Raw genomic sequence first — 8,341 nt, forward strand, 5'->3', positions numbered from 1 at the left:
GCGGGCCATCGAACACACGAAACGACCCGAGGACAGGGGTTCACCCCCGATTTCACGGACACTTACAAGAAGGCCGATACAGGCCATGAGGAGTGTTCATGTCAAAGCGTCGTAAGTTCAGTGCCGAGTTCAAGCGTGGCGCGGTGGAGCAAGCCAGTCGGCCCGGTGTCAGCTGCGCCCAGGTGGCCCGTGAGCTGGGCATCCGCGACAGTCTGCTGACCCGCTGGAAGCGGGAGGCGGAGACGGTGGGGAAAGCCGCCTTTGCGGGTACCGGGAGCCCGCGTGACGAGGAGGTTGCCCGGCTCAAGCGCGAGTTGGCCAGGATCACCAAGGAGCGGGATTTTTTGCGCGAAGCGGCGACGTTCTTTGCCAAGGCATCATCCTGAGGTATCAGGTGATCGAACGTTGCCGCGATGAGTTTCCGATTCGCCTGATGTGCCGCTGCCTGCGGGTATCGACCAGTGGCTACTACGACTGGAGCAAGCGACTGCCCAGTGCCCGCCAGCACGACAACGAGCGCTTGCTGAGCCGTATCCATGCGCTGCACCAGGACAGCCGGGGCACGCTGGGGGCCGGCCGCATGCAGGAGGATCTGGTCGAGGAAGGGTTGTTAGCCAGCCGGAACCGGGTTGCCCGGCTGATGGCGTTGGCAGGCCTTCAAGGCTGGCCACGCCCGAAACGGCGTGGCCAGCGCGCTCAGCCGGCACTGACGCCGCCGGGCGTGCGCAACCTGCTGGAGCGTGATTTCAGCGCCCTGGAGCCGGAAACCAAGTGGGTGACCGACATCACCGAGATCAAGACCCAGCAGGCCAAGCTGTATCTGTGCGTCGTGCTGGACCTGTTTGATCAGCGCATTGTGGGTTGGTCCATGCACCACCGGCAGGACCGGCAGATGGTGATCAGGGCCGTGCAGATGGCGGTTTGGCAGCGTCAGGAGCAGCATCCGCTGATCCTGCATTCCGATCGCGGCAGCCAATTTCGTAGCGGTGATTGCCAGGATTACCTGGCCGCCAATGGCCTGCTCTGCTCGATGAGTGCGGTGGGGCATTGTGGCGACAATGCCGCCTGCGAGGGGTTCTTTGGTCTGCTCAAACGCGAGCGGATCTATCGCACAAAGTATCCCACACTCGATGCCGCCCGGTCCGATGTGTTCGAATACATCGAGCGCCGCCACAACCCCAGGATGCGACGGCGCCGGGTCAAGCAGGACCAGAAGTTTTCAGCCCTTTCCAAACAGTCCGTGATTTCGGGGTAGAACCCCAGGCCCACGCTGGAACAGATCGCTCGGGTCGAACCCTTCCTCGCGGACTGCGCCTTCCCGCCAACGCTGGCGGGCGTGCTCGCCTGGGTACGCTTGGTCGAAGGGCGCTCGCTGGCGAGCATCGGGCTGACCGGTCCGGTACGGCTGAAAACCGTCCTGCGCGGACTTGCCGTTGGATTCGGCACAGTCGCGCTGGTCGTAGTCACGATCTGGATGGCAGGCGGCATGCAGGCCGCAGGCTTGGGGCAAGCATGGCGCTCGCCCGTGAGTCTGCTGCTAGTAAGTTTCATGTTCCAAGCGACCGTGGAGGAAGTCATCTTCCGCGGTTGGATGCTGTCGGTGGTGCCGCGCAGACTAATGTCGCCGTGACAGTGCTGCTTGTGTCGCTCGTTTTCTGCTTCCTGCATTTCAGTCCGCACCAGCCGCCCCTGATCATCCTCAGCACGTCCCTGTTCTCGCTGTTCGCCTGCGCCTGGGCACTGTGGACTGGCAGTATCTGGGGCGTGATGGGCTGGCACGCGGGGTGGAACTGGTTGCTCGCAACCGGCTTCGAACTGCCCGTCGCCGGTATGCATGCGCACTTGCCGGCACTCCTGGTGGCGCTGCGCCCGCAAGGCCTCGACACCTTCACCGGTGGCGCACAAGGGCCGGAAGGCAGTTACCTGTGCAGCGTTTTCTTCGTCGCCGCGATCGCGTGGATCCAGTGGCGAAGGACGCGTGGAGCTCACAATTTCTCGCCGACCAGCAGGTGACGCCACTACTGGGGCGGCATCTCCCCGTCCCGGCTCTTGCCGATCGGATGCTGGTTCGCGCCGTACCGGCGACGACCAAGCGATTGAGCGTCTGCTAGCGGTCGTCGGGCCGATCTCATGGGGCTTGAGCAAACCTCCGGGTTTTCGGCAGCGCGCAGGACATAAGTGCAGGCTCATCCGGAAGCAGCGGGTGCTCGCTCTGCAATCTGCTGCTTGTACGGATTCCGCTCGAGGTATTTAGCGATCTAGAGGCAGCTTAGGTTCGTGATGCCAGTCCCAGTACCGACTGGAACCGAGACTGCCTTTGCTGAAGTGTCAACGGAGAGTGATGTGGCTTCCTCGATAGAGTTCGACCAGGCCACCTTCGGTTTACGTCTCGCAACGAGTGCATCGGGCCGCAGGGCGTGCGACCCGAAGCGGACAGCGACAACTTAGGCAATCCCTGCGAGCACGCAGGTCACAAGTCCCGGAGCCACGCCCTGTGGAATCGCGTTGGGCGAAGTCCCGCTCCACAGGACGCTGGAATCGTCAAGGCCTCTGGCGTCGGCCTTGGCCCTCGGCGAAGCCAACGATTGAGAGGCTAGGGAAATGCAGGAGGCATCGTAGACATCGGACGCGGGTCGCGCATAAGTCGATACACAAGCCCGTGTGCGGTGCGACCGTCTAAGAGACCAGTGATTTCCGAGGCACGGCTTGGTTGCTGCAGAGCCGTGGGATGGATTTCGAACGTAGGGACGGGGAGGGCATGGCAATGACTTGGTTGGGCAAACAACGAAGCCGCCCGAAGGCGTCTCCGAGTGGCGGCTTGCCCCACTTGCCTAGCTGGGTAGCTTTGCCGCGAGCACGTCGACTTTCTCGATGGTCGGCGGCTCGGAGAACATTTCCCCGGCCTTGGCCATCAAGGCCGCTGCAACCTTGCCGGCGAGATGGGCCTCCCGGCCCGCATCGTCGGGAAAGGCATCGAAAATGCCGAAGGTTGTTGGCCCGAGGCGAATTCCGAACCAGACGGTCGTGGCGGGCTCGTCCATAACTAGTGGCAGACCACTCAGGAGAAAGCTTTCAACTTCTTTCTCCTTGCCGATTTTCGCTTCGAAGCGAACGAATAGCGCAACCTTGACCATGAGCTGTCTCCTGTTGGTCTGACGGAGTAACGACGTCCCCTCCCTTACTTGGAAGCCTAGGACTTGATTGAGCCAAGAAATCAACGGATCGGCGCGCCTAGCCAGTTGGCCGCTATTGCCTGACAAACTAGTCGCTTCCGTGGAGCGATGTGTTGCGACGGTGTGAGGATGGCTCGACGCCCCCTTCACGCGGACGGCGAGCGCAGATTTACCATAGTCACGAATCTGCAGGAGTGCGAACCCATGCCACACCAGTCCCCGTCGCCGGTCGGGTTCGACGCCTTCGTGCACGTGCGAGGCGCGCGTGAGCACAACCTCAAGGATGTCGATGTCGACCTCCCGAGGGATGCAATCGTCGTGTTCTCCGGCATCTCGGGATCGGGCAAATCTTCGCTGGCGTTTGGCACGCTCTACGCCGAGGCGCAGCGGCGCTACCTGGAATCGCTGTCGCCCTATGCGCGGCGCCTGATCGACCAGGTTGGCGTACCCGACATTGACGCCATCGACGGTATGCCGCCGGCAGTCGCGCTGCAGCAGCAGCGCGGTACGCCGAACGTCCGCTCCACTGTGGGCAGCATCACCACGCTGTCGAGCCTGCTACGCATTCTGTATTCGCGCGCCGGCGCCTATCCGCCCCGGCAACCCATGCTGTATGCGGAAGATTTCTCGCCCAACACGCCGCAGGGTGCTTGCCCTACCTGCCACGGGCTGGGCTACGTTTACACAGTCAAGGACGAGGCCATGGTTCCCGACCCGTCGCTGTCGATCCGCGACCGGGCGATCGCAGCGTGGCCACCGGCGTGGCATGGGCAAAACCTGCGCGACATCCTGGTGACGTTGGGGTATGACATCGACAAACCCTGGCGCGAGCTCCCGAAGAAGGACCGCGACTGGATCCTGCACACCGACGAGCAGCCAGTGGTTCCGGTGTACGCGGGTTTCACACCTGCTGAAACGCGCGCGGCGCTGCGCCGCAAAACCGAGCCCAGCTACATGGGCACCTTTACCGGCGCGCGCCGCTACGTGCTAGACACCTTCGCCAACACGCAGAGCGCGCTGATGAAGAAGCGTGTCGCGCGCTTCATGTCCGGTACCACGTGCGCGACGTGCGACGGTCGCCGCCTCAAGCGCGAAGCGCTGTCGGTCACATTCGCCGGGTTGGATATCGGCACCTTGTCGCGTTTGCCGCTCGCTGATATCGCCGAACTCCTGGCGCCCGCGGCGAAGCACCGGTTCGACACACCAGTTGCCACCGCCACGCGCAGCCGCGCCGCTGGACGCAAGGACATCGCCCGTCGCGTGGCCGCCGGCGGATCGCCGCATACCGGCGGCACGGACGTGCGGCGCACCGCGAACCTGTCCGAGGAGAAGCGGATCGCAGCACAACGCATCACTCGCGACCTGATCGAGCGGATTGAGGCGTTGCAGGGGCTGGGTCTCGGTTACCTCGCGCTGGACCGTTCTACGCCCACGCTCTCCTCGGGCGAGCTACAGCGGCTGCGCCTGGCGACGCAGGCGCGCTCCAATTTGTTCGGCGTGGTCTACGTGCTGGACGAGCCGTCGGCAGGGCTGCATCCCGCCGATGCGGAAGCCCTGCACGCGGTGCTGGGCCAGCTCAAGGCGGCCGGCAACACCCTGTTCGTCGTCGAGCACGACCTGGATACGCTGCGCCGCGCCGACTGGCTTGTCGATGTGGGGCCGGATGCAGGCCAGCATGGTGGCCGCGTGCTCTACAGCGGGCCGCCGTTGGGGTTGCGCGACATCGAGGCGTCGCACACGCGGCGCTATCTGTTCGACTCCGTGCCCACGCGTCGGCGCACGCCTCGGCGCCCGTCAGGCTGGCTCGAGCTCCTCGGCATCCAACGCAACAACCTGCATGGCCTCGATGTGCGGATCCCACTGGGGGTCTTCACTGCGGTCACTGGCGTGTCCGGTTCGGGCAAGTCTAGCCTGGTCAGCCAGGCGCTGGTGGAACTCGTGAGCGAGCACCTCGGCCACGAGCCGGCGGTGGAGGAAAGCAGCGACGACATGCCGCTGCCCGACGCAATAACGCGTACTGCGGGCCGGCTGGGTGCGGGCGTGGGTGCCATCCGCCGCCTGGTCAACGTCGACCAGAAGCCCATCGGCCGCACGCCGCGGTCCAACCTGGCGACCTACACCGGCCTGTTCGACCATGTGCGCAAGCTGTTCGCAGCCACGCGCGCTGCGAAGGCGCGCCGCTATGGCGTGGGTCGCTTCTCCTTCAACGTGGCGCAGGGACGTTGCCCCACTTGCGAGGGCGAAGGCTTCGTCAGCATCGAACTGCTCTTCATGCCGAGCGTCTACGCGCCATGCCCTACCTGCCACGGCAAGCGTTACAACGAAAAGACCCTCGAAATCGAGTGGAACGGGCGCAACATCGCCCAAGTGCTGGGGATGACGGTGGACGAGGCGCTGTCGTTCTTTGCCGACGAAGTGCCCGTGCACCGTGCACTGGCATTGCTCCACGGCATTGGCTTGGGTTACCTGCGGCTCGGGCAGCCTGCGACGGAACTGTCCGGCGGCGAGGCCCAGCGCATCAAGCTGGCCACCGAGCTGCAGCGCAGTCAGCATGGCGACTCGCTATACGTGCTCGACGAGCCGACCACTGGACTGCACCCTTTCGACGTGGACAAGCTGATGGTGCAATTGCACGAACTGGTTGACGCAGGCAACACCGTGGTCGTCGTCGAACATGACATGCGGGTCGTCGCCGACAGCGACTGGATGATCGACGTAGGCCCGGGCGCCGGGGAGAAGGGGGGTCGTATCGTCGCCGAGGGCGTGCCGCAGGACGTAGCGAGCCGGGGCGTCGGAGCCACAGCGCCTTACCTGCAGCGCGCGCTGTACTCACGCTGACCGAGGCGCTGCTCGATTTCCCTCTGGCAAACGCGTTTTCCCAGCCTTACGTCCGCTCTTGGCCGAGGCTGTGTAAAAACCCTTTGCGGATGATCTTTCGGGGAGAGCGCATACGACTCACGCAGTTTGGTCAAAACAATCATCCGGAGTTCTCAAGCCGCGATCGCTCTCAGCATGCCTTGCATTCCGAGATCAGCCTGGCAGTTCTGGCTTACAACATGCTTTATCGCTCTGATACCAAGCGACCGTTGGCCGTGGTGTCCAAGCGCTATCAAGTAGTCCAGCCGCGGGAGACCGAACGGGCACGGTTGCAGATCGAGCAGCGCGAGTCCTGACGGTTCTGCACTACAAATGGATCGGCCGCCTAAGTAACGCTGCGCTGGCGGGACACAAGCTCGCAGCCTGCCGCGTCGCCAGCACAGAAGTCGGTGCGCTTGTGCGTTCCACCGGCTTGAAGCCCCCGCGCTCGAAGAACGGCGCCGCCGTCGTGGTCAGTAGCCAGGCGTCACGTCCGCCTTGATCGAAGGCGCGTCGCAGTAGTAACGCCAGCATGGCGCCGCCAATGCCGCGCTGGCGCGCGTGCGGCAGCACCACCAGGGAGCGCACCAGCACATCCCGGCCCATATGCTCGAAGCCACCGTAGCCCACGCGCTCGTCTGTCACCGTGGCATAGGCGAAGAAGCTGCGCCCCGGTTCGGTCAGATCATCCGTGGGAAGTCCGGCCTCCTGCAAAGCCGTGGTGAGGCCCGTGTCGTTTTCCGCGATCGGCGTGTCCACCAGCAGCGGTGTGCCGTCTTCCTTGCGAATCTCGCCCGCCGGTCGCTGCGGCAGCAGCTCAATCACCGTGTCCGAGGGGCGGCACAGGCGCACGCCCAGGGACGAAACCACGATGGGCCGATTGATGAGGATCGGGTGCGCCAGCATTTGGTCGATCAATTCGTCATCGCTCCAATGGGCGGCATCCAGCCCGAGTTCCTTGTACGGCGTGCCCCTGACGCGCAGCACGTCCCGCACGCACATGCCCATCTGTGCGATCAGCGCCTGCAAGGTTTCGCGGTCAGGTGGCGTCTTCAGGTACTCGATGACCGTGGGCGCGATGCCGCTGGCGCGGATCAGCGCCAGCGTGTTGCGCGACGTGCCGCAGTCCGGGTTGTGGTAGATCGTGACAAGGCTCATGCCGGATGCCTTCCTGCGTTGCGCGGAGCCTGTTCGTACCAGCCACGCGAGCGGTTGACCACGCGCACGACCAGCAGCATCACCGGTACCTCGATCAGCACGCCGACCACGGTGGCCAGCGCGGCGCCGGAGTGGAAGCCGAACAGGCTGATGGCTGCCGCCACGGCCAGCTCGAAGAAGTTGCTCGCGCCGATCAGCGCCGAGGGGCCGGCGATGCTGTGCTTCTCGCCTACCTTGCGGTTGAGCCAGTAGGCCAAGCCGGAATTGAAGAACACCTGGATCAAGATCGGCACCGCCAGCATGGCGATCACCAGCGGCTGGCGGATGATGGCCTGGCCCTGGAAGGCGAACAGCAGCACCAGCGTCAGCAGCAGCGCGGCGATCGACAGCGGGCCGATGCGCGCCAGCGCGCGGTCAAACGTCGCCTGGCCCTGGCGCAGCAGCCCGCGGCGCCACACCTGCGCGATGATGACCGGGATGACGATGTAGAGCACCACCGAGGTCAGCAGCGTGTCCCACGGTACGGTGATGGCCGACAACCCGAGCAGCAGGCCGACGAGGGGCGCGAAGGCGAACACCATGATGGTGTCGTTCAAGGCCACTTGCGACAGCGTGAACACCGGATCGCCGCCCGTCAGCCGGCTCCAGACGAACACCATCGCCGTGCAGGGCGCGGCGGCCAGCAGGATCAGGCCGGCCACGTAGCTGTCGAGTTGGTCGGCCGGCAGCCACTCGGCGAAGACCTGGCGAATGAAGATCCACGCCAGCAGCGCCATCGAGAACGGCTTGACCGCCCAATTGACGAACAGCGTGACGCCGATGCCGCGCCAATGCTGTCTGATCTGGCCGAGCGCACCGAAGTCCACCTTGAGCAGCATGGGGATCACCATGATCCAGATCAGCAGACCCACTGGCAGATTGACCTGGGCCACTTCCATGCGGCCGATGGCCTGGAACACGCCGGGCGCAAGCTGGCCCAAGGCGATGCCCGCGATGATGCACAGCAGCACCCACACGGTCAGGTAACGCTCGAAGATGCTCATGGCGGGCGCGGGCCCGGGCCGGCCCGGGGGGGGGGGGGGGGGGGGGGGTGGGGGGGGGGGGCGGGGGGGGCCAGGGGCGCCGGCGGCCGCGCGGGCGGGGAGGGCGCGGGG

Annotated in this window: 7 protein-coding genes and 1 pseudogene; 4 read left to right on the plus strand and 4 right to left on the minus strand. The window is 64.8% G+C overall.

What is annotated here, in order from left to right:
- Positions 1-98 precede the first annotated feature (98 nt).
- The 3 genes from ACVOMF_RS01740 to ACVOMF_RS01750 all read left to right on the plus strand — a co-directional run bounded on the left by ACVOMF_RS01740 (position 99) and on the right by ACVOMF_RS01750 (position 2,013).
- A protein-coding gene (locus tag ACVOMF_RS01740; RefSeq protein ID WP_481507750.1) for an IS3 family transposase occupies positions 99-1,255 on the plus strand; the annotation gives its coding sequence in 2 pieces (ribosomal slippage) (positions 99-339 and positions 339-1,255; 1,158 coding nt in all).
- Positions 1,256-1,336: 81 nt separating this feature from the next.
- A complete protein-coding gene (locus tag ACVOMF_RS01745; RefSeq protein WP_481507751.1) occupies positions 1,337-1,630 on the plus strand; it encodes a hypothetical protein in 294 nt (97 codons plus the stop codon).
- The gene (locus ACVOMF_RS01750; protein ID WP_313642739.1) at positions 1,627-2,013 is read left to right on the plus strand and encodes a CPBP family intramembrane glutamic endopeptidase; all 387 of its coding nucleotides are present in this window, start codon (positions 1,627-1,629) and stop codon (positions 2,011-2,013) included. Before ACVOMF_RS01745 ends, ACVOMF_RS01750 begins: the two co-directional genes overlap by 4 nt.
- Positions 2,014-2,831: 818 nt before the next feature.
- Here ACVOMF_RS01750 and ACVOMF_RS01755 read toward each other — a convergent pair.
- A complete protein-coding gene (locus tag ACVOMF_RS01755) occupies positions 2,832-3,134 on the minus strand; it encodes a putative quinol monooxygenase (protein WP_062171693.1) in 303 nt (100 codons plus the stop codon).
- 243 nt (positions 3,135-3,377) lie between these two features.
- Here ACVOMF_RS01755 and ACVOMF_RS01760 point away from each other — a divergent pair, with 243 nt between their 5' ends.
- Positions 3,378-6,011 (plus strand): excinuclease ABC subunit UvrA, encoded by a 2,634-nt coding sequence (locus ACVOMF_RS01760; protein ID WP_062168898.1) that lies wholly within the window; start codon positions 3,378-3,380, stop codon positions 6,009-6,011.
- A gap of 345 nt (positions 6,012-6,356) precedes the next feature.
- On the opposite strand, the gene arsN2 is transcribed toward ACVOMF_RS01760, so the two are convergent.
- The 3 genes and pseudogenes from arsN2 to arsB form a co-directional block, all read right to left on the minus strand.
- The gene (gene arsN2, locus ACVOMF_RS01765; RefSeq protein WP_313642804.1) at positions 6,357-6,788 is read right to left on the minus strand and encodes an arsenic resistance N-acetyltransferase ArsN2; all 432 of its coding nucleotides are present in this window, start codon (positions 6,786-6,788) and stop codon (positions 6,357-6,359) included.
- Positions 6,789-7,187 (minus strand): annotated as a pseudogene (arsC, locus tag ACVOMF_RS01770) (arsenate reductase (glutaredoxin)); the annotation flags it as partial.
- Entirely contained in the window at positions 7,184-8,230 is a 1,047-nt protein-coding gene (arsB, locus tag ACVOMF_RS01775; protein WP_481507752.1) for an ACR3 family arsenite efflux transporter, read from the minus strand. The pseudogene arsC and the gene arsB, both read right to left, overlap by 4 nt.
- Positions 8,231-8,341: the final 111 nt, after the last annotated feature.

It is taken from the genome of Stenotrophomonas sp. STEN022 (assembly GCF_056760155.1).